We start from the raw sequence: 24,390 nt of genomic DNA on the forward strand, positions 1-24,390 counted from the left end.
TATGAAAAAGCTGTTTGATGAATTGTCTTACGAAGTAAGTAAGTACACTACACAAAAATACAGTACCAGTTTTTCGTTGGGAATACTTGCCCTCAAGCCTGCTATCAGGCCTGCTATTTATGCTATTTATGGTTACGTGCGCCTTGCAGATGAAATTGTAGATAGTTTTCATGGCTATGATAAAGAAAAGCTTCTGAAGAGATTAAAAGCGGAAACCTATGAAGCGCTTGAAGATAGAATATCACTCAATCCTATTTTGCATTCATTTCAGGAAACGGTTCGGAAGTATGATATTGATATAAAGCTGATCAATCAGTTTTTACATAGTATGGAAATGGATCTTCATAAAATTGATTATAATTCTGACCTGTATAAAGAGTATATATACGGATCTGCAGAAGTTGTAGGATTAATGTGTCTGCAGATATTTACAGAAGGTGATAAGCAGCAATATGATAAGCTTAAACCCTTTGCAATGAAATTAGGATCTGCTTTTCAGAAAGTAAATTTTTTACGGGATCTTAAAGATGATTATCAGCTTTTAGGAAGAACTTATTTCCCATCTCTGAATATGTCAGTCTTTGATAATATAGTAAAAACGCAGATTGAAAATGAAATTGAAGAAGAATTCAAAGAAGCATTGCAGGGAATTAAGAAACTGCCAGGATCATCCATTTTCGGAGTATACCTTGCCTACAGATACTATCTTTCCCTGTTTGAGAAAATAAAAAGAACAAGCTCCCAGAATATGTTGCAACAAAGAATCAGAATTGCCAATTCACAAAAGTTGCTGGTTGCGTTCAAAAGTTATATCCGTTACAAATCTGCTTATTTCTGACCGTAGAATACAGGATTAAAATGATTGTTGAAGTGTTTAACAATTGATAAAAAATAAATGATGTACAGATTATACAGAGAGCAACAGCTGAGTTGCAGCATTGAAACGGCATGGAGTTTTTTTTCATCGCCTCATAATTTATCAGAAATAACCCCTGAGAGCATGGGCTTTGTTGTTCTTTCCGATGTTAAGGATAAGCCTATTTTTAAAGGAATGGAAATAGATTACACAGTTTCTCCAGTGCTGGGAATTCCGATGAAATGGAAAACCGTTATAAGCCAGGTAAAAGATCATGAAAGTTTTACAGACTTTCAGAAAGAAGGTCCATACAAGTACTGGAATCATTTTCATGAATTTATCCCTAATGAGAATGGAGTACTCATGAAAGACACAGTAGATTATGAACTGCCGATGGGAATTTTAGGTAAAATAGCCCATCAGTTATTTGTAAAAGAAAAACTCAGAAGTATTTTCGATTTCAGATACAGAGTTCTGGATGATCTTTTTAACGATAAACATAATTAAAATGAATATTCTGATCGTTTTGGGAGTATTTATTTCAATGGAAGGAGCTACATGGCTGATACATCGGTATATTATGCATGGCTTTTTGTGGTTCCTGCACCGGGATCATCATGATCATAGTCATGATGGCAAGCTTGAAAGGAATGATTGGTTCTTTTTCATTTTTGCAAGCCCGGCTATTGCTTTATTATATCTGGGAGTACAGCAGAATTTCAGTTATTGGTTTTTTATCGGTCTGGGAATAAGCCTCTACGGAATGGCCTATTTCTTTGTGCATGATATTTTTATTCACCAGAGAGCAAAAATTTTTACAAAAGCAAAAAACCCTTACTTCCTTGCCATAAGACGGGCCCATAAGCAACATCACAAACATTTGGGTAAAGAAAAAGGAGAATGTTTTGGCTTTTTGTGGGTTCCTGTTAAATATTTTAAAATGTATTTCAATAAAAAATGATGCCTTATACTTACATACTGATTAATTTTTTCACGATCATTATTTGCTTTATTGCATCTTTTGACAGAAGAATACAGTTTAGCAGATTTTTTGGAAAGTTTCTTCTGTCATCGACCATTGTGGGAGTTCCTTTTATTGTCTGGGATATATGGTTTACCGCAAATGGAGTATGGTGGTTTAATCTCAATTATACCTTAGGATTTAAAATAGCAGGACTTCCTGTTGAAGAATGGCTGTTTTTTTACTGTATTCCTTTTGCATGCGTTTTCACTTATTATTGCATTGAGAAATTCTATCGTCTTGATTGGGCTGGTGCTTTTAATAATCTCATCGTATTCACGTCATTTATTATCCTTGGTGTGGTTGGTTTTCTTTATTATGAGAGAATATACACGCTTCTTACCGTAATTGTAACACTGCTTACCCTATTTTATCTTCATTTTATTGTTCAAAAAGAATGGATAGGAAAGGTTAGTCTCGTATATCTGATATTGATGCCCGGTTTTTTTGCAGTGAATGGAATCCTGACAGGTTCTTTTATTCCTTCGCCGGTTGTTAATTATAATCCCGATGACTTTTTAGGGATTAGAATGGGAACTATCCCTGTAGAAGATGCCGTTTATGGTTACAGTCAGTTTTTACTTAATATTTATTTCTTTAAAAAAGTAACTAAAAATGAAAAATAAATTCATTCTTACATTATTATCAAGTTTCACGTTGTTAATCATTTTGTTTTCTTGTTCTTCTATGCCCGAAAAAGCGCAGCCTATTGATCGATTTGATGTCAATAGATATTTAGGAACATGGTATGAGATAGCCCGATTCGATTATCGCTTTGAAAAAGATCTTGATAATGCAATCGCTCAGTACAGTCTTAATGAGGAAGGAAATGTAAAAGTAGTCAACAGCGGATATAATTTTAAAAAGAATAAATGGGTGTCTGTTAATGGAACAGCTAAATTTAGAGGAGACAAGAACACTGCAGCTCTGAAAGTGAGCTTTTTCGGCCCTTTTTACAGCGGATATAACGTCGTAGCCCTGGAAGATTACAAATACGCCTTGATTGCTGGAAAAAACTTAGATTATTTGTGGATTCTATCCCGTGAAAAGACCGTTCCCGAAAACATAAAACAAAATTTTATAAGTAAAGCTCAGGAGATCGGTTATGATACTTCAAAATTGATATGGGTAAAACAAGACAGAAAAAGTCCGTTTGAAAAATAGATTATATTAACTTAAAATCAGAAAAAATGCTCAAAATACAAGCTCGATCAAAAATACCTACAGAATATGGGATGTTCATGGTGTATGCATTTTCGGAGAATGAAGAAGACTGGAGTCCTCATCTGGTTTGGGTGGCAGACAATACAGATTTTAATACAACTGTCAATGTTCGTTTTCATTCAGAATGTATTACAGGAGAAGTTTTTCATTCCAAAAAATGTGAATGTGGACAACAACTTGATGCTGCTATGAAATATATGTCGGAAAATGGAGGAGTGATCATTTACCTTCGTCAGGAAGGAAGAAATATCGGAATCATTAATAAACTCAGGGCATATGAACTTCAGGAGAAAGGATTGGATACTGTTGAAGCCAATTTGAAACTAGGGTTCCCGGCAGACGGAAGAAACTTTGACATAGCCGTTGAAATGTTGAATATTTTAGAGGTCGGGAATATTAATCTGTTGACCAACAATCCGGATAAGATCAGATCAATAGAGAACAGTGGGATTATTCTCAACAACAGAATTCCTTTGGAAATTGATTCCAATGAAGTGAATGAAAGTTATCTTGTGAAAAAGAAAAAATACTTTGGCCATCTTTTAGAGAAGATTTAATGCTTTTTGGGGATAATGTTTTAGGATACATTTAAATTCAAATGTCATAGGAAAAATTCTGCTAACCGGTGATACCGGATAAATTGGCAAAAGAATGATCAGTGTCATAGTAGCATAAGGACATAAAGTGATATACTGCTGCAGAGAATATTGTAGGATGCATGAAAGATTATGTCATTGGTTATGAGACGCATAATTAAATGAATTGTGGTTTTTAAAATGATGATTTAATATTTTAAGATATTTTTAACATATTAACGGACGTTTTAGGCATGGACATTGTTTATTTATATACCAATTACTAAAATATTATATTATGAATAATTCAGATTATAACAAAGCGGAAAATGCAGTTAATGAAACAGAAAACTCTTTAAAAAATGCGGCTGATAATGCAAAATGGAAGATCAGTGAATTAGCGGATAAAGCAAAAGATTATATCAATGAAAAAAGAGATAATGATCAGGAAGCGACGCAGGAAGACTGGTTAGATAAGGTAAAATCAAATGTGTCCGAGGCATGGGAAGATATTAAAGATAAAGCCGATGAAGCTTGGGAAAGTACAAAAGATGCCGCTGAAGATGTGAAGGCTGAATGGAGAAAAAGAACAAATTAATTCAAAGACCTCATACGACAAGCTGTCCGAAACTTTATCAGTTTCGGACAGCTTTCTTAATTTTTAATTTGGTTTATTTATATTCTTTTTTGCTTGTTGAGAGATTTACATAAATGTTTCAAAAATAGTAATTGGTTCCTCTTTTTATTATTCCTTGAATAGACACGATATGCAGTGAGCAAAGAATTGATATTAAATTAAAAGCAGGTATATTTGCATAGTATTTAATTGAAATGAATTTTACCCTTATCAAAGAATTTATGACTCTTCTTGAGCAATTTGAGTCAGAGAATAAAACATCTTCACATTCTTATCCACCTACTATTGAAGGCTTTAAATCATGGATTTCCGGTGGAGAGAACCTTGTTGATGAGCCGTATTGGGAAGGAAAAGAGAATGGCAGGAGTGCTGAAAGTGCAATTAGTACCTTACTGGTCCATATAAACCGATACGCTAAAACCTATTCAAAGTCAGCTATTATTAATTCTGAATTTTCTACTCAGGAAGACTTTATTTACCTTATCAACTTAAAAGCTTTTGGCGAAATGACCAAAATGGCACTTATCAAAAAAAATATACATGATAAGCCAGTTGGCATGCTTGTTATTGCAAGGCTGCTTCGTCAGAAACTTGTGGAGCAGACAGAGTCTGATATGGACAAACGAAGCAAGCTCATCCGTATTTCAGAAAAAGGATTGATTGTTCTCGAAAGACAAATGGAAAAAATTCGTCAGGCAACGAATATTGTTGCCGGAAATCTTACCTATAAAGAAAAGATGGATCTCATTCGTATTCTTAACAAGCTTGATGCTTTCCATTATCCTATTTTTTCGCGAAATATTAACTCTGATGAACTCATTAATATTGTCTATGACGAATACGCTATCAACAAAAAAATTATGGAGTAGTTTTTAGTAAAACTAAATATAAATATGTAATGATTAGCTTATTTAAAATTATTCTTAACTAAAAATTTGATAATTTTGATAGCGTGAGAAAGTTGATTTCCATATTGTTGCTATCATTGTTTTTAGTTTCTACAACTGAACTGTATCAGTTTTTGAAAATACCGCTCCTTATAGAGCATTATATAACGCATAAAAATCTCAATCCTGAAATGTCACTTGCTGCATTTCTGAAAACCCATTACGACCATCCTGTGAAAGACAGTGACCATGATCAGGACCAGAGATTACCTTTTGTATCACATGCAAACCTGTTGTCTGTGGTTTTCACTATTAATCCTTCCTTAGATTTTCATTGTGTAGAGAAGGTGTTTACTCCTATTGAAATCAAGAAGACCTTTTACAAAAGTGCGCTTTACAATAAGGAAATTCTTAATTCTATCTGGCAGCCGCCAAGATTTCGTCAATCTTAATCTGTTTTTCTCAGTCATTTTTTGATTGGGAAGGTATTCTGTTCCTTATAGGTGTTTGCATGATATGTAGATGCTTGGGGCTACGTTTCAGGATACCAGAATTTCATTACAATAATTAAGATAATCAATCATTTTTATGCTTACAAAAATCATTGAGTTTTCTGTAAAGAATAAACTCATTATTGCATTGTTGGTATTGGGACTTATTGGTGTAGGCACCTATCAGGTTACCAAATTGCCAATAGATGCTGTTCCGGATATCACCAATAATCAGGTACAGGTCATTACGATGGCACCCTCTTTTGGTGCAACAGATATAGAACGGCTTATTACCTTTCCTATAGAACAGGCCAACAATAATATTTCAGGATTAAAGGAGATCAGGAGTTTCTCCAGGTTTGGACTTTCTCTGGTTACCATTGTCTTTGAAGATGATGTAGACATCTATTGGGCAAGGCAGCAGGTCGCCGAAAGGCTCCAACAGATACAGTCCGTTATTCCACAGGGAATAGGAAATCCGCAGCTTGGACCTATTTCGACAGGACTTGGCGAAATTTTCCAGTATGTAGTGAGGCCTGAAAAAGGATATGAAAAAAAATACAATATCACAGAACTCCGCACCATTCAGGACTGGATTGTAAGAAGACAGCTTTTGGGAGTAAAAGGAGTGGCAGAGGTGAGCAGCTTCGGAGGCAAGCTGAAACAATATGAAATTGCTGTAAATCCAGACAGGCTTAATGCCTATGGAATAACAATCAATGACGTATTTGATGCATTGCAGGCCAACAATCAGAATACAGGAGGTGCCTATATTGAGAAAGGACCTACTGTTCTATATATCAGGAGTGAAGGGTTAGTAGGAAGTATTGAAGAAATCAACAATATTTCTATTGCGACAAAAACAAATGATGTTCCGTTGTTTATACGGGATATTGCTGAGGTAAAGAAGGGGTTTGCAACCCGTTATGGGGCCATGACCTTTAATGATGAGGGAGAAGTCTCTGGAGCTGTAGTAATGATGCTCAAAGGCGAGAATAGTAATCAGGTCATAAAAAATGTAAAGGAAAAAATTGCCCAGGTTCAGAAATCGCTTCCGAAGGGAGTGGTGATAGAGCCATTTCTGGACAGAACCAAAATGGTGAACAATGCCATTGGAACAGTAGAAAAAAACCTTACGGAAGGAGCATTGATTGTAGTCTTCGTACTCGTTTTATTTCTTGGGAATATAAGAGCAGGTTTGCTGGTTGCCTCTGTTATTCCTTTGGCGATGCTTTTTGCAATATGTATGATGAACCTCTTTGGAGTCAGCGGAAATCTGATGAGTCTTGGGGCCTTGGATTTCGGGCTGATTATTGATGGAGCAGTGATTATTGTGGAATCTGTTTTACATCAGTTCAGTCATAATTCAAAGTTTAAAAAGATTTTCTCTGTCGGAAAATCAGAAATGGATACCGTCGTTATAGAATCTGCAGGAAAAATGATGAACAGCGCCGTTTTCGGACAGATTATCATTCTGATTGTCTATCTCCCGATCCTTACCCTGCAGGGAATTGAAGGCAAAATGTTTAAGCCTATGGCCCAGACCGTAGCTTTTGCACTGCTGGGAGCATTTTTGCTCTCACTGACCTATATTCCAATGATGAGCGCGTTATTGCTTAGAAAAAGAAGCGGTAAGCCTACATTATCAGACAGAATGATGAAAAAGGTAGAGAAGGTATATCTGGCAGTTTTGCTCAAACTTCTCAGAGTGCCCAAAATAGTTTTTGGGATAGTGGCAGTCTTATTTATAACTGCTGTTTTCATTTTGTCCAAAATGGGTGGTGAATTTATTCCTTCCCTTGAAGAAGGTGATTTTGCCGTTGATACCAGGGTTTTACCTGGAAGTAATCTGACGACAACTATCGAAAGTACCCAGAAAGCAGCACACATTCTCAAATCCAGATTTCCCGAAGTGGAAAAAGTGGTCACAAAAATTGGAAGCGGAGAAGTTCCTACAGACCCGATGCCGATGGATGCTTCTGATATGATGGTTATTCTAAAAGATAAAAAAGAATGGACTTCAGCGTCCACTTTTCCGGAGCTGGCTGATAAAATGGGGAAACAACTGCAGGATGTACCAGGAATTACTGCCAGCTTCCAATATCCTGTTCAGATGCGTTTTAATGAACTGATGACCGGGGCAAGACAAGACGTCGTGATCAAAATTTTTGGGGAAGACCTTGATGTACTTTCCCAAAATGCCCAGAAGCTCGGGAAGATTATAGAAACAGTGGAAGGAACCCAGAATCTATATATAGAACCTGTTTCGGGAATGCCGCAGGTAATCATTGAATACAACCGTCCTCTGATCGCTCAGTACCATTTATCTGTTTCAGATATCAACCGTGTGGTTAATACCGCATTTGCGGGGCAAAGTACCGGATTGGTTTTTGAAGGTGAAAAACGCTTTGATATGGTCGTACGTCTGGATAACAAAGACCGGAAAAATGTTACCGATATTAAAAATCTTTTGGTTCCTACACCATTTGGAAATCAGATTCCGCTGTCCCAGCTTGCTAAAGTGGAAGTGAAGAATGGTCCCAATCAGATTCAGAGGGAAAATGCCCAACGAAGAATTGTAGTAGGTTTTAATATCAAAGGCAGGGATGTTCAGAGTATTGTAGAAGAACTTCAGCAGAAGGTAGATCAGAAAATGAAACTTCCTACAGGATATTATATGACGTATGGAGGTTCGTTTGAAAACCTCAATAATGCCAAACAGCGTCTCATGATAGCAGTTCCCATTGCTCTGGCTCTTATTTTCGTAATGCTTTTCCTTGCCTTTAATTCCGTTAAAGAAAGCTTGTTAATTTACACCGCGATTCCACTTTCTATTATTGGTGGTGTATTTCTGATGGCACTTAGAGGAATGCCTTTCAGCATTAGTGCGGGTGTGGGATTTATTGCTCTATTCGGAGTGGCAGTACTCAATGGAATTGTGCTGATCTCAGAGTTTAACCGTCTTCAAAAGAGAGGAATTAAAAATATTGTAAGAATCATTACAGATGGTGGAGAGTCGAGGCTTCGACCGGTGCTGATGACAGCATTCGTTGCTTCACTGGGGTTTATTCCGATGGCTGTCAGCAACGGAGCAGGAGCAGAAGTACAAAGACCTTTGGCCACAGTGGTCATTGGAGGACTGATGGTCGCAACTTTTCTTACTCTGTTCGTCTTACCATTATTGTATGTAACTATTGAAAAAGGATTTAAAAATGAAAAAAATAAAAAATAAAAAAAAGATTTCCGTTCTGGTCTTTATTATATGTTTCGGTTTTGCGGGGCAGGTAAACTCCCAGACTTCCGTTACATTGCAGGATGCTGTTGATATTGCTTTGAAAAATAACAGAAATCTTAAAAATGAAAAATTAAAATCAGAATATACAAAAGCCCTTATCAGGTCATCATCTGATATTCCTCAAACGGGAGTAACAGTAGATTATGGTCAGATCAACAGTGCACTGACGGATATGAAATTCGGAATTTCACAGAATATCGCATTTCCGACTGTGTATAAAAAGCAGAAGAATGTATACACGGAAGAATGGAAAAAGTCTCTGCTGAATGTTTCTCTTAAGGAATATGAACTGAAGAAAGCGGTGAGTCTTACTTTTTATAATATCCTGTATGCGAAACAAAAAGAAAGGCTGCTTCAGGAAACATTAAAGCTGTACACTGATTTTCTCGATAAGGCAAATATCCGTCTGAAAGCAGGAGAAAGCAATATTCTGGAAAAAACTACGGCTTCCAATCAGAAATCTTCTATTGAAATTCAGCTGAAGCAATTGCGACAGGAGCTTACTGTGTTGGGATATCAGCTTCAGTGGCTTTTAAATACAGAAACAGATTTCCTTCCTGAAGATCAGAAAATTTACCATGGAGGTCTTAAAGAGGAGCTTAGCTTGCATCCGGCTATTAAAGTATTACAGCAACAGAAAAATATTTCTGAACAGCAGATTGCCCTTGAAAAAGCAAAAATGCTTCCCGGACTTCAGCTGGCCTACAACCTCAACAGCTTTAGAGGGACGGGTGCTGATGAAAAAGTCTACAACGGTGCACCACAGTTTCATTCTGTACAGCTTGGGGTTTCGGTTCCTGTTTTTTCAGGCGGACAGAAAGCCAGAATTCAGGCCGCAAAAATTGCTGAATCTGTTGTGGACAGTGATATTGCCAACATGGAATTCAACCTGCAGAATCAATACAGAAAGGCATCCGGAATTTATCAGGCTAACCTTGATATTGTTTCGCAATACGAAAACTCGGAACTGAAAAATGCCGATATCATCACTGAAACAGCTAAAAAACAGTTTCTTGCCGGCGAGATCAATTATCTGGAATTTGTCATCCTGATCAATCAGGCGGTTACTTTAAAAAACAGCTATACCGATGCAGTCTGGAAACTGAATCAGAGTGCTATAGAGCTGGAATATCTCACTTTAAATCCATAACAATGAAACGTACATTTAAAATTATATCATATTCCCTGTCAATAATAGGATTGCTCATGTTTTATGAGTGTCGAGACCATGGAAAAGCCAAGCCGGCACCAGCCGCAGTATCTTCTAAAGATGAAAATGTTGTAACGCTTACGGATGCTCAACTGAAAAATGCACCTGTCGTAACAACGGTACTTTCTTTACAGAAGATTTCCTCTGTTTTAAAACTTAACGGAATGATAGATGTACCACCGCAAAATCTGGTTTCTGTCAGTATTCCTTTAGGCGGATACCTGAAATCGAGCAGCCTGCTTCCGGGAAAGCCGGTATCAAAAGGGCAGGTGATTGCAGTGATAGAAAATCCACAGTTTATTCAGCTTCAGCAGGATTATTTAATGGCAAAATCTAAAAATCATTTTGCCCAATTGGATTATAACCGCCAGAAAACCCTTAACCAAAGTCAGGCCACCAGCGATAAGGTAATGCAGCAGGCTCAGTCTGAAATGAACAGTCAGAAAATCCTGATGAACTCCCTGGCTCAGCAGCTCCGCCTTATCAATATCAATCCTGAATCTCTCAATTCGGGAAGTATTCAAAAAAGTGTACCTGTTTACAGCAGTATCAATGGCTTTGTAAGCAAGGTCAACGTGAATATTGGTAAATATGTGAATCCCTCCGATGTCCTTTTTGAACTTATTAATCCGGATGATATTCGTCTAAATCTCAAAGTATATGAAAAAGATCTGGTAAATCTGAAGAAAGGGCAGAGGTTTGCTGCCTATACCAATGCCGAACCTGATAAAAAATACTATGGTGAAATTCTGCTGATCAGCAAAGATGTAAACCCGGGCGGATGGGCTGAAGTACACTGTCATTTTGAAAAATATGACCAGAGTCTTGTACCGGGAATGTATATGAATGCCGAGATCGAAACTAGTACTTCTTTTTCCAATGCTGTTCCCGAGCAGAGTATTGTCAATTTTGAAGGAAAAGACTTTGTCTTCGTTGAAGAAAAAAAACAGACCTACCGATTGACTGCTGTAACATTAGGTGAAACAGAAAACGGATTCGTACAGATTATGAATACTGACGATTTTAAGAATAAAAAAATAGTCATCAAAAATGCATATACACTTCTTATGAAACTTAAGAACACTGCAGATGAATAAAAATTATAGTAAAATAAAAGAACTTATAAATAAATACAAATTATGAAAACATCATCTTTAATAAAAACAGGAGCAGGTTTTATAGCCTTGTTTCTGATTGTGATTCAGTTTTTTGATACTGATAAAAATATTGCAACAGTTCCTTCGGATAATGCCATTGAAAAACATTATCAGGTTCCGGTTCATGTACTGGGATTATTAAAAACAAGCTGTTATGACTGCCATTCCAACACCACGGCTTATCCATGGTACAATAACATACAGCCTGTAAAATGGTGGCTGGCAGATCATGTGAACTCAGGAAAACGGCATCTCAATTTTGATGAATTTAACAGTTATTCAAAAGAGAAAAAAATAAAGAAACTTGACGAGGTTGCAGAAACAATCAGAGAGGGCGAAATGCCCCTTACATCCTATACCGTTGTTCATCAGAATGCAAAGCTGACTGATACCCAAAAGTCAGAAATTGAACAATGGGTAAATGAGGTGAAAAAGCAGATTGAATAGGAGGCTGTAAAAAAACAGAAATAGTACCCTGATATAACAAAACAATCAGTAAATTTAATATCATATCCATTTCGTATGAATTACAATATACCGGAAAATTTGAAAGGGCTTACAGAATCTGAAGTAGCCGCTTCCAGAAAAAAATACGGATATAACCGTCTCGAAGCGGTTAAGAAAGAATCATGGGCAGATCTTCTTCTCAACATCCTTAAAGAACCGATGCTGATTCTTCTTATCTGTGTTTCCTTCATTTATGTGCTTACAGGAGATTATGGAGAGGCTTTATTTATGTTTGCTGCTATTGTTGGAGTCACCGCAATTTCTTTTTATCAGGATAACCGGAGCAAAAAGGCACTGGAAGAACTTGAAAAATTGAATGAACCCTTAAGTAAGGTAATCAGGAATTCAAAGATTATAGATATTCCCACTTTTGAAATAGCAGTTGGTGATCTGTGTATTACCGAAGAAGGAAACCTCATCAATGCGGACGGAAGAATTGTTCATAGCAACGATTTTTCTGTCAATGAATCTTCCCTTACCGGAGAGAGCTTTTCTGTTTTCAAGGACAGCAAATCTGAAGATAATAAAGTCTATAGCGGAACAATTACAGTTTCCGGACTTGCGGTTTTTGAGGTTGAAAATATTGGAAAGGAAACAAGAGTAGGAAAAATAGGACAGTCCATACTCAATATAAAAACAGAAATATCTCCTTTACAGCTTCAGATCAGGAACTTTGTAAAGGGGATGGCTGTTATCGGGCTCATCATCTTCCTGGCAGTATGCATCTTCAGCTTTGTCAAAACAGGAGATTTTGTGACCAGTTTATTGAGTGGGCTTACATTAGCAATGTCTGTTCTTCCTGAAGAAATTCCTGTAGCCTTTACGACCTTTATGGCCTTGGGCGCATGGAAACTGATGCGGGAAGGAATTATTATTAAACGAAGCAGTATTGTAGAAACGCTGGGAAGCGTTTCTGTAATCTGTACTGATAAGACAGGAACGATTACGGAAAACTCCATGCAATTGAAACATCTATATGATTACCGTTCTGACAGAACTTATGAAGAAACAGAGTTTGAGACAACAGTGCTGCATGAACTCATTGATTATGCGATGTGGAGTAGTGAACCTGTACCTTTTGACCCCATGGAAATAACACTACATAAGGTCTATGAACAGAATCGTAAGCCTGATCAAAGAAAAGACTATCAGCTGTTTCATGAGTACCCGTTGGAAGGTAAACCGCCGATGATGACCCATCTTTTTGAAAATGAGCAAAAAGACAGAATTATAGCAGCTAAAGGAGCTCCGGAAGCCATTATAAGTGTTTCCAGTCTTTCAGAAGAAGAAAAAAATAAAATAAGAACGTTAATAAAGAATTTCGGAGAACAGGGATACAGAGTTCTCGGTGTTGCCAGATCTCATTTTGAAGGAAATGATTTTCCGGATAAACAGCAGGATTTTAAATTTGATTTTTTAGGATTGACCGTATTTTATGATCCTCCCAAAAAAGGAATAAAAGAAGTATTTAAACATATCTACGATGCCGGTATTAAAGTAAAAGTCATTACAGGAGATAATGCGGATACTACCAAAGCCATTGCATTGCAGGCAGGAATAGAAAACAATACTCCGCCAGTTAATGGAAGTGAAATAGCAGCATGTTCAGAATTGGACCTTATAAAACTTTCTGAAGATACCACTTTGTTTACAAGAATGTTTCCCGAAGCAAAGCTCGAAGTGGTTTCTGCCTTGAAAGCGCAGGGCCATGTAGTGGCCATGCTGGGTGACGGAGTGAATGACGGCCCGGCTTTAAAAGCGGCTCATATTGGAGTGGCCATGGGAAATAAAGGGACTGAAATTGCCAAATCAGCCGCAGCACTGGTTATCACGAATGATGATCTGGATAAACTCGTAATTGGGGTTGCTGCAGGAAGAAGAATTTATGCCAATATAAAAAAAGCGGTCCAGTATATTATTTCTATTCATATTCCTATTATACTCACTGTTTCTTTACCTTTATTTCTGGGCTGGGTATTTCCCCATATTTTTACTCCGGTGCATGTGATTTTTCTGGAACTGGTTATGGGGCCGACGTGTTCCATTGTTTATGAGAATGAACCAATGGAAAAAAATGCGATGCAAAGGCCTCCGAGGGCATTGACAGATACTTTTCTGAACTGGAGAGAGCTCACAATAAGCATTATTCAGGGGATCATCATTACGGCAGGAATACTGTGGATATATCAGTATTCTCTTGGTCTGGGGAATGATGAACCTAAAACTAGGTCATTGGTTTTCAGTACTTTAATATTTTCTAATATATTACTCAGTCTGGTAAACAGGTCTTTCTATTATAGTATTTTTGAAAGTTTTAAAAATCGTAACTTTTTATTGACAGGAATTTCCGTGTTGGTTCTTGTATTATTGCTTTTTATTCTTTACGTAAAGCCGGTATCAGCATTCTTTAGTGTAACTCCGCTTGAAGCAAAAGAATTGGGAATGACATTGATTGTTGCTGCTATTTCAGTTTTGTGGTTTGAGCTTTATAAGTTGATGAAAAGATATTTGGGAAGAAGATAAAAAATATTTGTAATAAAATATTTCATAATTTTGAATAGTGAAAAAGTTGATTTCCATATTGTTGTTATTTTTATATTTGGTTTCCACAACCGAATTGTATCAGCTTTTGAAAATCCCGGAATTGGTCGAGCATTATTTCGAACATAAAGAATTGAATCCGGATATGACACTTACCGCATTTCTAAAAACACATTATGATCATCCTGTGAAAGATGGAGATTACGGTAAAGATCAGAAACTTCCGTTTATCATACATTCTGCGCCTTTGTCATTGGTTTTTACGATTAATCAGGGATTCAGTTTTGAAACGGGACCATATCATTTTAGTTCTTTAGAATGTCATAAAATCCCATCAAAAGATGAAGATCTTTGTTATAAAGGATTTCTGAATTCCGTATGGGAACCACCAAGGGTTTCTTTTATATAATTCAGTCTCAATTTGGTTTGTGCTCACAGACCAACATCATCAATTATTTTATATCATTAATTTTATAATAATGAAAACACTATTTTCAGCCATATTAATGGTTGTATTCGCTATTGGCATTCATGCGCAAAGCCGTTTGGAAAATGCCAAAAAACAAGCTTCCCAAAATAAAGAACTTATCTTATTGAATTTTTCAGGTTCAGACTGGTGTATTCCGTGCATCAAACTTCACAAAAATATCATAGAAACTGATGAATTTAAAAAGTTGGAGTCGGAAAATTTCATCGTTTATATCAATGCAGATTTTCCAAGAAATAAAAAGAATCAGCTTTCCTCTGAACTGAAAAAAGAAAATGCTTCGCTTGCCGATCAATACAATCAAAAAGGATTATTTCCTTATACATTGTTATTGAATTCTGAAGGAAAAGTCCTGAAAAGCTGGGAAGGACTGCCTTCGGAAGATGCGCTGGCTTTCAGCAAAGAGATAAAAAGTATAAAAGAAAATCAAAAATAAAAAGTATGGTAAGAGAATTCAAAAGACCTCAGAAACTAATGGGGAACGCTTTTGAAATTACTGTTGTAAGCGATGATGAAAAGTTGGCAAATCAGCATATCGATGCAGCGATTAACGAGATTCGGAGAATTGAAAAGCTCTTGACGACATTCAGTGAGGAAAGCCAGACCAATCTCATCAATAGAAATGCCGGAATCAAGCCTGTAAAAGTGGATTGGGAGATTTTTGACCTGATTGAAAGAAGCCTTAGAATCAGCAGAATAACAGACGGATATTTCGATATTTCCTATGGTGGAATTGATAAAAGTTTCTGGAATTTCGATAAGGAAATGAGAGAGCTTCCGAATCCTGAACAGATTAAAGATCATCTGAAACTAGTAAATTATCGGAATATTATTCTTAACCGCGAAGAGCAAACTGTTCTGCTAAAAGAAAAAGGCATGCGGATTGGCTTTGGAGGAATCGGTAAGGGGTATGCTGCTGAAATGGCAAAACAGATGCTTCAAAACAGAGGTGTCACTTCCGGAATTGTAAATGCTTCAGGAGATTTAACGACCTGGGGAAATCAGGCAGATGGAAAGCCCTGGACTGTGGGAATTGCCGATCCTGATAACGCAAAACAGCCGTTTTCTTATATGAATATTACAGATATGGCGGTTGCAACTTCGGGAAATTATGAAAAATTCGTCGTTATCAACGGTAAAAAATATTCTCATACCATCAATCCCAAAACGGGAATGCCTGTTTCGGGCGTAAAAAGTGTTACGATCTTTTGTCCTAACGCAGAAATTGCAGATGCAATGGCAACTCCGGTAAGTATTATGGGAATTGATGCGGCCCTCCATATGATCAACCAGATCAACCATCTGGAATGCATCATTATTGATGATCAGGACAAAATTTATTCATCTCAAAACATTAATCTAAAATGAAAAACCCTATAAAAATATTCGGCTTCTTACTAATCACAGTTGCTTCAGTACAGTCTTGTACAACGGTAAAAGAGTACGAGAAAAACAAATTAAACGATGCCGAAATGGCTCTTGGAAACAGAAAAATTGAAAAAACCGAACTGAGCTTTCAATCGTACAGAGAAGGATCTTCAGGTGCGAATGCAGGAAAAGTAGGTGGCGGTTGCGGATGTAATTAAAAAGAGTAATCGTAAAATTTAATTGTGATTCAAGAATGAAAAAAATAATCGTAAGTGTTATTGCTCTTTTCGGAATTTTCAATGCAAAAGCACAGGAAAATACAAACAATGAGCAGCCTAAAAAGCTGACTTTTGATGAAGTTAATTTAGTTTCAAGCTATTATAAACAAAACGGGAATAACTCTGCTGTTACGGGAGGAATTGGTACAGAAAAACTGACCGATATTTCCAATACCATCGATGTAACCATGGTAAAATATGACAAGAAGGACAGAAAAAATAAATTCGATCTCAGTGTCGGGATCGATCATTATACTTCTGCTTCGTCGGATATGATAGATTTGAAAGCCAATTCATCCGCTTCCCACGCAGACAACAGAATTTATCCTGCATTGAGTTGGAGCCGTGAAAATACGGATAAAGGAACCACTTTAATGGCTGGTATTTCTACTTCCTTCGAGTTTGATTACACATCGTACGGAGCAAACATTGGGTTTTCACAAAAGACAAAGAACAGAATGGGAGAGTTTACGGCGAAATTCCAGGCTTATCTGGATCAGGTAAAACTGATTGCGCCGATTGAACTGAGAACCAATGGAAGTACAGGAGGAGAACACGATAACTATGGGACAAGCGGAAGAAATACTTATGCTTTGTCACTATCATATTCACAAATTATCAATCAGAACTTTCAGGTTGAATTGTTGGCGGATGGTGTTCAGCAGACAGGATATTTGAGTTTACCTTTCCATAGGGTTTATTTCAATGATAATTCCGTCCATCAGGAAACTTTGCCGGATAGACGGTTTAAAATTCCTTTGGGAGTAAGAGCAAATTATTTCCTCGGCGACAAAGTCATTTTGAGAACTTATTATCGTTATTACACTGATGATTGGGGCTTGAAATCAAATACATTCAGTTTAGAAACGCCTGTGAAAATTTCACCTTTTGTTTCGGTAACTCCATTTTACAGGTATTATTCTCAGACTGCAGCCAAATATTTTGCACCATATCAGCAACACACGGCTTTTGATGACTTTTATACCAGTAATTATGATATGTCAAAATTCAGCAGTAATTTTTACGGAGCGGGAATAAGAATCAGTCCGAAGAATGGTTTATTTGGTGTTGAAAGGCTGAATATGTTAGAAATCAGATACGGACATTATACAAAATCCGTAGGAATGAAATCTGATATCATCTCTCTGAATTTGAGATTTAAGTAAAATTCTTTTTTTAGTTAGAATTTTGAAGATTAACATTCAATTAAGATCTATTTATTAAAAAAACTGCGCCAGCTGTCTTTAGTTGGCGCAATTTGGTTTTTTGTGACCAAAACGAGTACTCAAACACTTTAATGCAGAAACAAGAAATAGGTTCAGACTCACTTCGATAGTTTAAGTATTATTTCCTTATTAATTACTGACTTACCATTATCGTTATAATGATATTTTAACATTAGGACGGACGTCTATGGTCTGTTTTTTTAAATTAAAAGAAGTGTATCTTTATAAAATAAACTGAGATTTCTGTACGATTGGAACGAGAGGAGAGAAAAATCTCAAAAAAATCATAGATATCAGCAATGGAAATGCACATGGCATCTAATGGTGAGTTCAATTACCGGATTAGTATTTTTATGAGTTAACACTTTAGCTTTCATTTATTTTCCATGACTACTAAATTTCATGAAGGTATAAAAGCCAATTTTAATAATACCGGACATAATACTTGCCCAATGGATTGGACATGTAATTTATAGAATTTTAATAACAATAGTAAATATAAATAATAGAAATGAGTAATGTATTGGAAAATTACTTATGGTCAACAGGACAATTATCAACTGAGGAAATCAACTTTTCTTTACAGTTTTTTAAACCGATTCGTTTAAAAAAAGGAGACTTTTTTATTCGTGAGGACGAATCATGCCGTTATATTGGATTTATTGTTTGTGGTGCAGTAAAAGCATATGCTCTTGATAAGGATGGTAAAGAAAATGTAACCTGTTTCAAATTTGAGAATGAGTTTGTTACCTCTTTTCAGGAGTTTGTACAACAGAAGAAATCAATAAGGAGCATCAGGGCTATAGAAGATAGTATAATTTATAGAATTAATTTCCCGGATTATCAACAGTTGCTTACCCACGTGACTGCTTGGAACGAAGTTATAAAATCAGTGATGGAAAGTGAGTATAGCCAAAAAGAAAGCTATATGATTAATTATAATAATAGGTCGGCTTTGGATAAATATAGTTATATTCTCACTAACGAACCTATACTCGTAAAACGAGTTGCAACCCAGGATCTGGCATCTTACCTGGGCATCACCCAGAGATCGCTTACACGGGCGAAGGGACAAATACACAGACCCAATATATTATAGGACAAATGTCCTTATATTATCTTAGGTAGCACTATAGATTTGTACAAAAAAAATATGCTACGTCAAATTGCTCCCGAAGTATTTCAGATTTCATTAATGCCACGAAATAGCATCAATTGCTATATTATTGAGGGTGTATTGGTAGATTCCGGAATACGGAGTTCATATCGCTCTGTAAAGAAAGCTGTCCAGAAAATTCCCGTTTATCAGCATATACTGACTCACGCCCATGCAGATCATCAGGGTTGTAGTGATCAGATTTGTGCTGAGTTTGAAATACCATTACTCTGTCATCCTAACGAAGTTTTTAGAACTGAAACAGGTATGGTAACCAACGACTATCCAACTCCACAGCATTGGATAGCAAAGCTACAGCAAAAGTACTGGGCAGGTCAGGGACATAAAGTAAAGCAGACAATTGTTGAAAATGATATCATTGGAGATTTTCGGGTAATAGAGACCCCTGGCCATTCTGCAGGTCATATTTCTTTATTCCGTGAGCGGGATGGAGTATTGATCATCGGAGATGTGGCCACAAATATGAATTTGCTTACCACAGCAGTTGGTTTGAGGCTCCCACCCAATATATTTACATCAGATCAAAGGCGAAATGTCCAATCGCTCAAGAAATTGGCAACACTTAACCCTGCTATCATCTGTTTTGGTCATGGCCCCGTAATGAGAAATACCGATCGGAAGTTTGAAAAATTTGTAGAGAATTGCAGCGTTTCTGGTTAAAAATAGAATACAATGAAATTGCTTGCGTTTTATTGTTCCTATCTGAAAACTCATGATAAGAATTTTAAATTTAACTCATACTTTTTTTATAAAGATTAACAAAAAAGTGTATATTTGCCCAGCAAAAAAAAGAAAATGATATTATCTAACTTAAAAAAAGGAAAGAAACAGTACTTACGTCCAACGTCGTGAGTCATTTTCCTATTGGTTAGAAATTAAATAAAAAAGGAGCTTGTCATCACGACAGGCTCCTTTTTTTTATTGATAAAAATTAACAATTAATCTTATTATGAAAGTATTGAAATTTGGAGGGACGTCAGTAGGAAGTCCGGAACGTATCGAACAGTTATTACCAATAATCAGATCTCAGCAATCAGATAAACATTTGGTGGTTTTGTCAGCTGTTTCAGGTACAACAAATGATTTGGTGAAATTATCTGAGCTCTATGAAAACAAAGATATTGAAGCGGCCTACAAGCATATTGATGGACTACAGCAGAAATATATAAAATTTGTAAATGAATTATTTAAAACTGAAAAAGGAATTTTGGAAGCTTTAGCTTTTATTGACAAGATTTTTGATCTTTTTTATCAGTTCAAACATAAAAATTTTTCTTCTACGGCAGAACGTATTATTCTTGCGCAAGGTGAGATTATTTCAACGACCCTTTTTCATTTATACTTAAAAGAAAAAGAAGTTTCTTCTGTATTATTATCAGCATTAGATTTTATGGTAATTGATGAAGACAAAGAACCTAATATTGATGAAATAAGAAAACAGGCAGCTGTTGAAATTGCAAAATATCCGGAAGATACTTTATTCATTACCCAAGGGTATATATGCAGAAATGCTCAGGGCGAAATTGATAATCTGCAAAGGGGAGGTTCTGATTATACCGCTTCCTTGCTGGGAGCAGCATTACAGACAGAAGAAATTCAAATCTGGACAGATATTGATGGTTTTCATAATAATGACCCGAGATATGTACAAAATACAAAATCTATAGCGAGACTTAGTTTTGATGAAGCAGCCGAACTTTCGTATTTTGGCGCTAAAATCCTTCATCCACAAAGTGTGTTTCCTGCCAGAAAATATAATGTTCCTGTAAGGTTATTAGATACCATGAATCCATCTGCCGTCGGAACATTGATTTCTGGAGAGGCTACCAATCAAAATCAAATTGTGGCAATAGCTGCTAAAGATGGAATCACGGCTATCCGTATTCAATCTTCACGTATGCTGATGGCCTATGGTTTTTTGAGAAAGGTTTTTGAAATTTTTGAACGATACAAAACACCTATAGATATGATTACAACTTCTGAAGTAGCTGTTTCTCTAACCATTGACCAAACGGAAAATCTTTCTGAAATTATAAGAGAACTAAACACCTTTTCAGCTGTTGAAATTGACAGTGAGCAATCTATTATATGTATTGTGGGGGATTTCAGGAAAAATAATCACGGATATGCAACTATTGTCTCTGAAGCAGTAAAACATATTCCAATAAGAATGATCTCCTACGGAGGAAGTGAAAATAATATTTCATTATTAGTTCCTTCAGCTTTTAAGGTAGAAGCTTTGAGATCACTGCATAACAGACTGTTTTAGAAAAATAGATAAGTACTGAAGAAAAATGATATAAAATTTGATTCAAGTTAACGATATCAAAATGTACCACAAAAATAGAGATTTCTTTAAACGGTGATGTATATGGCACAGGCATTGTTAATACTAAAAGAAGTTTTGAAGAGAAAACTTGTTTAACACCACATCACTTTACTTATAATTCATTTTGAACTTTAACCTCCCTATTGACACGGGAGGTTTTTTTATATTATAAGAATATCCAAGACTTCTAACCTTTTTATCTGCTATCATATGAAAGAAATTGCTTATATGGTTGGATAGAGACATTGCCATGTTTTCAGGATTACAACAGATCTTTGGTTTATCTGATCCAGAAATGAGCTTGGAATTTATCCTTAAAACCCTGGAAAAACATTGAAGGAAGCCTTTCGTAAGAAAACTGGACAAGTTAAACATGTACAGTTTTTTTACCTTTATTCATGAAATTTTCAAATAAACACGTTGCTTATATACCACTTTTTCATGTTTGCATTATGATATTAAATTGTTGTTTAAGTTAATTGTTTCGTAATTATTTGTAGTTAGAGTGTAAAAAATGGTAATCCAAAATGAAGATTTACCTCTTTTTTAATAATGAAAAGTGTGCTTTTTACATTTTTTTTTCGTGCAAAATGAAAAAAAAATTAACTCTTCTTATCATAATATTTATTCGGAAAAAAATAATCTTTTTAAGAGTATTGTAAAATTGCAATTGATTGTGAATTCATATCTTATGAAATAAGTAAGTGTAAAAATAATGATAACCTTATCATATTTTTTATACAATTCATATCATAAAAATTCGATATGTAAACCATTGATAAGCAGTAGATAATAGCGGATTTATTTTTTTTATTCAGATGAATTTTTATATTTGTAATGTTACCAAAATGTTAACGAACTAATGAATCAGAACTTTATCCATACCTATGTCTCTGTAGATTGTGTTGTATTTGGATTTGACCATGAAAACCGGTTGAATATATTACTAGTACAACGCCATGTTGATGATGTACCGTTGGAAAAACAGATCAAACTTCCAGGAAGCTTAATTTTCAGTGATGAAGATGTAGACGATGCTGCACAAAGAGTACTTCATGAACTTACAGGGATAAAAAAAATGGTTCTCAAGCAGTTTAAATGCTTTGCCGATCCTATGAGAGCAAGTAATGCGCATGATATCAAATGGATGGATCAGGAATATAAACATCATATAGACAGGATTATTACAGTTGCTTACCTTTCTCTTTGTAAAATAGATCACAAGATCAACAGTACAAAATATGAAACCGTAGACTGGTATCCTGTTGATGAGGTTCCTTTACTGCCTTTTGATCATAACAAGATTATCAATGAATCTTTAATGGAGATCAGAAAATGGATTGAATCTGACTTCTCCATTATTTTCGAACTGCTGCCAAAAAGATTCACCATAAGACAGCTCTATCAGCTCTATAGCGCTTTAAATGAAAAGAATATTGATATCAAAAATTTCCATAAAAAAATATCTTCATTCCCCTATATTGTTCCCTTGGATGAAATTCAAAAAGATGTATCACACCGTGCAGCAAGATATTACAGGTTTGATGCAAAGATTTACAAGAAAAACAATACAAAACTTATAAAATAATTCCTTTAAAAAATTATGTACTTACTAGGCTATGACATTGGCAGTTCTTCTGTGAAAGTGTGTCTCATTGAGGCGTCCAGCGGAAAAGTGATTGCTTCTGAATTTTCTCCCAAAAAAGAGATGAAAATCACTGCTATAAATCCCGGATGGGCAGAGCAAAATCCGGTAGACTGGTGGATCAATCTGAAGTTGGCACACGAAGCTGTCATGCATGAATCCGGAGTACATGCAGAAGATATTAAAGGAATCGGGATTACCTGGCAGATGCATGGGCTGATTCTTGTAGACAAAGATCAGAACCTTTTAAGACCATCCATTATCTGGTGCGACAGCCGTGCTGTACCTTATGGTGAAAAGGCTTTCAAAACCATAGGAGAAGAAAAATGTCTTTCACATCTGTTGAATTCACCGGGAAACTTTACAGCATCAAAGCTTGCCTGGGTAAAAGAAAACGAACCTGAGATCTTTGAAAAGATAGATAAAATAATGCTTCCCGGAGACTATATTGCCATGAGACTTTCAGGGCAGATAGGAATGACCATTGAAGGTTTATCAGAAGGAATATTCTGGGATTTTAAGAATAACTGCATTTCAGAAGATATTATTAACCACTATGGAATTCCTGAAAGTTTCTTCCCGGAAATTGTACCTACATTTGGTATTCAGGCAACAGTTTCAAAGGCAGCATCAGAAGAATTAGGCTTAAAGGAAGGTACACCTATTTCTTACAGAGCAGGAGACCAGCCCAACAATGCGCTTTCCCTGAATGTCTTTAATCCTGGAGAAATTGCCTCTACAGCAGGAACTTCAGGAGTGGTTTATGGAGTGCTAGACCAGCTGGAATATGATAAATTATCAAGGGTTAATACATTTGCCCATGTCAATTATACACCGGAACAGATCAGGCTTGGGGTTTTGCTGTGTATCAACGGAACCGGAATTTTAAATTCCTGGCTGAAGCACAATTTTGCAACTTCGCTTTCTTCGTATGGTGATATGAATGATATGGCTTCACTTTCACCCATCGGATCTAAAGGATTAAGCATTATTCCTTTTGGAAACGGAGCTGAAAGAGTGCTGGAAAATAAGGATACAAGCTGTTCAATTCACGGAATAAACTTTAATATCCATTCAAAAGGCGATATTCTTCGGGCAGCACAGGAAGGTATTGTATTCTCTTACGAATATGGAATGGATATCATGAGAAATATAGGCATGGATATCCAGGTGATCCGTGCTGGAAATGCCAATATGTTTTTAAGTTCGATTTTTCGCCAGTCGCTATCCAGTGTCAGCAACGCGGTTATTGAACTTTATGATACCGATGGAGCGGTAGGAGCAGCAAGAGCTGCCGGAATGGGAATAGGATTTTATTCAGATTCCAGAGAAGCATTCTCTTCACTCGAAAAAATAGCGGTGATAGAGCCCGAACACGAAAAACAGGAACAATATTTAGAAGCCTATGCCAGATGGAAACATCATCTTAACGAAATAATCTAGGACCATTACACAGTATTTTTCATCCTCTTACTGACT

General features: G+C 36.1%; 22 protein-coding genes and 1 pseudogene. All 23 read left to right on the forward strand.

From position 1 onward, the window contains the following. Window position 1 precedes the first annotated feature (1 nt). The 23 genes and pseudogenes from RHP76_RS02540 (at window position 2) to RHP76_RS02650 (ending at window position 24,354) form a co-directional block, all read left to right on the forward strand. Entirely contained in the window at window positions 2-838 is an 837-nt protein-coding gene (locus RHP76_RS02540; RefSeq protein ID WP_062669934.1) for a phytoene/squalene synthase family protein, read from the forward strand. 57 nt (window positions 839-895) lie between these two features. Continuing rightward, complete coding sequence (locus tag RHP76_RS02545; RefSeq protein ID WP_120230990.1) at window positions 896-1,363, forward strand: SRPBCC family protein; 468 nt, start codon at window positions 896-898, stop codon at window positions 1,361-1,363. Window position 1,364: 1 nt separating this feature from the next. Then, on the forward strand, window positions 1,365-1,817 hold the full coding sequence (locus tag RHP76_RS02550) for a sterol desaturase family protein (protein ID WP_062669930.1): 453 nt from the start codon (window positions 1,365-1,367) through the stop codon (window positions 1,815-1,817). Further along, window positions 1,814-2,503, forward strand: coding sequence for a lycopene cyclase domain-containing protein (locus tag RHP76_RS02555; protein ID WP_120230991.1), 690 nt, complete (start codon window positions 1,814-1,816; stop codon window positions 2,501-2,503). The genes RHP76_RS02550 and RHP76_RS02555 overlap by 4 nt, the downstream gene beginning before the upstream one ends. Then, window positions 2,493-3,041: a lipocalin family protein gene (locus RHP76_RS02560; RefSeq protein ID WP_120230992.1), complete on the forward strand. Its 549-nt coding sequence runs from the start codon at window positions 2,493-2,495 to the stop codon at window positions 3,039-3,041. Before RHP76_RS02555 ends, RHP76_RS02560 begins: the two co-directional genes overlap by 11 nt. 26 nt (window positions 3,042-3,067) lie before the next feature. After that, window positions 3,068-3,658, forward strand: coding sequence for a GTP cyclohydrolase II (gene ribA, locus RHP76_RS02565; RefSeq protein ID WP_311229404.1), 591 nt, complete (start codon window positions 3,068-3,070; stop codon window positions 3,656-3,658). A gap of 316 nt (window positions 3,659-3,974) precedes the next feature. After that, window positions 3,975-4,274, forward strand: a complete 300-nt coding sequence (locus RHP76_RS02570; RefSeq protein WP_062669922.1) for a DUF883 domain-containing protein — start codon at window positions 3,975-3,977, stop codon at window positions 4,272-4,274. 233 nt (window positions 4,275-4,507) lie between these two features. Then, window positions 4,508-5,182 (forward strand): MarR family winged helix-turn-helix transcriptional regulator, encoded by a 675-nt coding sequence (locus RHP76_RS02575; protein WP_062669921.1) that lies wholly within the window; start codon window positions 4,508-4,510, stop codon window positions 5,180-5,182. A 209-nt stretch (window positions 5,183-5,391) separates the two neighbouring features. Beyond that, a complete protein-coding gene (locus tag RHP76_RS02580; RefSeq protein ID WP_238590563.1) occupies window positions 5,392-5,652 on the forward strand; it encodes a hypothetical protein in 261 nt (86 codons plus the stop codon). A 136-nt stretch (window positions 5,653-5,788) separates the two neighbouring features. Further along, window positions 5,789-10,136, forward strand: a pseudogene (locus RHP76_RS02585) (CusA/CzcA family heavy metal efflux RND transporter). Window positions 10,137-10,138: 2 nt separating this feature from the next. Beyond that, the gene (locus RHP76_RS02590; protein ID WP_311229405.1) at window positions 10,139-11,293 is read left to right on the forward strand and encodes an efflux RND transporter periplasmic adaptor subunit; all 1,155 of its coding nucleotides are present in this window, start codon (window positions 10,139-10,141) and stop codon (window positions 11,291-11,293) included. 42 nt (window positions 11,294-11,335) lie between these two features. Next, the gene (locus RHP76_RS02595; protein WP_120230995.1) at window positions 11,336-11,800 is read left to right on the forward strand and encodes a heme-binding domain-containing protein; all 465 of its coding nucleotides are present in this window, start codon (window positions 11,336-11,338) and stop codon (window positions 11,798-11,800) included. Window positions 11,801-11,875: 75 nt separating this feature from the next. Beyond that, window positions 11,876-14,383 carry a cation-translocating P-type ATPase gene (locus RHP76_RS02600; protein ID WP_311229406.1) on the forward strand — a complete coding sequence of 836 codons (2,508 nt, stop codon included), beginning with the start codon at window positions 11,876-11,878 and terminating at the stop codon, window positions 14,381-14,383. 37 nt (window positions 14,384-14,420) lie between these two features. Further along, on the forward strand, window positions 14,421-14,810 hold the full coding sequence (locus RHP76_RS02605) for a hypothetical protein (protein WP_062669911.1): 390 nt from the start codon (window positions 14,421-14,423) through the stop codon (window positions 14,808-14,810). 70 nt (window positions 14,811-14,880) lie between these two features. Then, complete coding sequence (locus tag RHP76_RS02610) at window positions 14,881-15,324, forward strand: thioredoxin family protein (protein WP_120230997.1); 444 nt, start codon at window positions 14,881-14,883, stop codon at window positions 15,322-15,324. A gap of 5 nt (window positions 15,325-15,329) precedes the next feature. Continuing rightward, window positions 15,330-16,256, forward strand: a complete 927-nt coding sequence (locus RHP76_RS02615) for an FAD:protein FMN transferase (protein ID WP_311229407.1) — start codon at window positions 15,330-15,332, stop codon at window positions 16,254-16,256. Continuing rightward, window positions 16,253-16,474, forward strand: a complete 222-nt coding sequence (locus tag RHP76_RS02620; RefSeq protein WP_288444780.1) for a DUF4266 domain-containing protein — start codon at window positions 16,253-16,255, stop codon at window positions 16,472-16,474. Before RHP76_RS02615 ends, RHP76_RS02620 begins: the two co-directional genes overlap by 4 nt. A gap of 35 nt (window positions 16,475-16,509) precedes the next feature. Continuing rightward, a complete protein-coding gene (locus tag RHP76_RS02625; protein ID WP_216444702.1) occupies window positions 16,510-17,700 on the forward strand; it encodes a DUF3570 domain-containing protein in 1,191 nt (396 codons plus the stop codon). Window positions 17,701-18,271: 571 nt separating this feature from the next. Beyond that, window positions 18,272-18,859: a Crp/Fnr family transcriptional regulator gene (locus tag RHP76_RS02630; protein WP_120230999.1), complete on the forward strand. Its 588-nt coding sequence runs from the start codon at window positions 18,272-18,274 to the stop codon at window positions 18,857-18,859. A 54-nt stretch (window positions 18,860-18,913) separates the two neighbouring features. After that, on the forward strand, window positions 18,914-19,597 hold the full coding sequence (locus RHP76_RS02635; RefSeq protein ID WP_062669899.1) for an MBL fold metallo-hydrolase: 684 nt from the start codon (window positions 18,914-18,916) through the stop codon (window positions 19,595-19,597). Window positions 19,598-19,886: 289 nt separating this feature from the next. After that, on the forward strand, window positions 19,887-21,206 hold the full coding sequence (locus RHP76_RS02640; RefSeq protein ID WP_062669897.1) for an aspartate kinase: 1,320 nt from the start codon (window positions 19,887-19,889) through the stop codon (window positions 21,204-21,206). A 922-nt stretch (window positions 21,207-22,128) separates the two neighbouring features. Then, entirely contained in the window at window positions 22,129-22,854 is a 726-nt protein-coding gene (locus RHP76_RS02645; protein WP_062669895.1) for an NUDIX hydrolase, read from the forward strand. Between the two features lie 15 nt (window positions 22,855-22,869). After that, on the forward strand, window positions 22,870-24,354 hold the full coding sequence (locus tag RHP76_RS02650; protein WP_110009769.1) for a xylulokinase: 1,485 nt from the start codon (window positions 22,870-22,872) through the stop codon (window positions 24,352-24,354). The last annotated feature ends 36 nt before the right edge of the window (window positions 24,355-24,390 follow it).

Origin of the sequence: Chryseobacterium sp. SG20098 (assembly GCF_031844745.1) — a bacterium.
GTDB classification, from domain to species: Bacteria; Bacteroidota; Bacteroidia; order Flavobacteriales; family Weeksellaceae; genus Chryseobacterium; species Chryseobacterium cucumeris.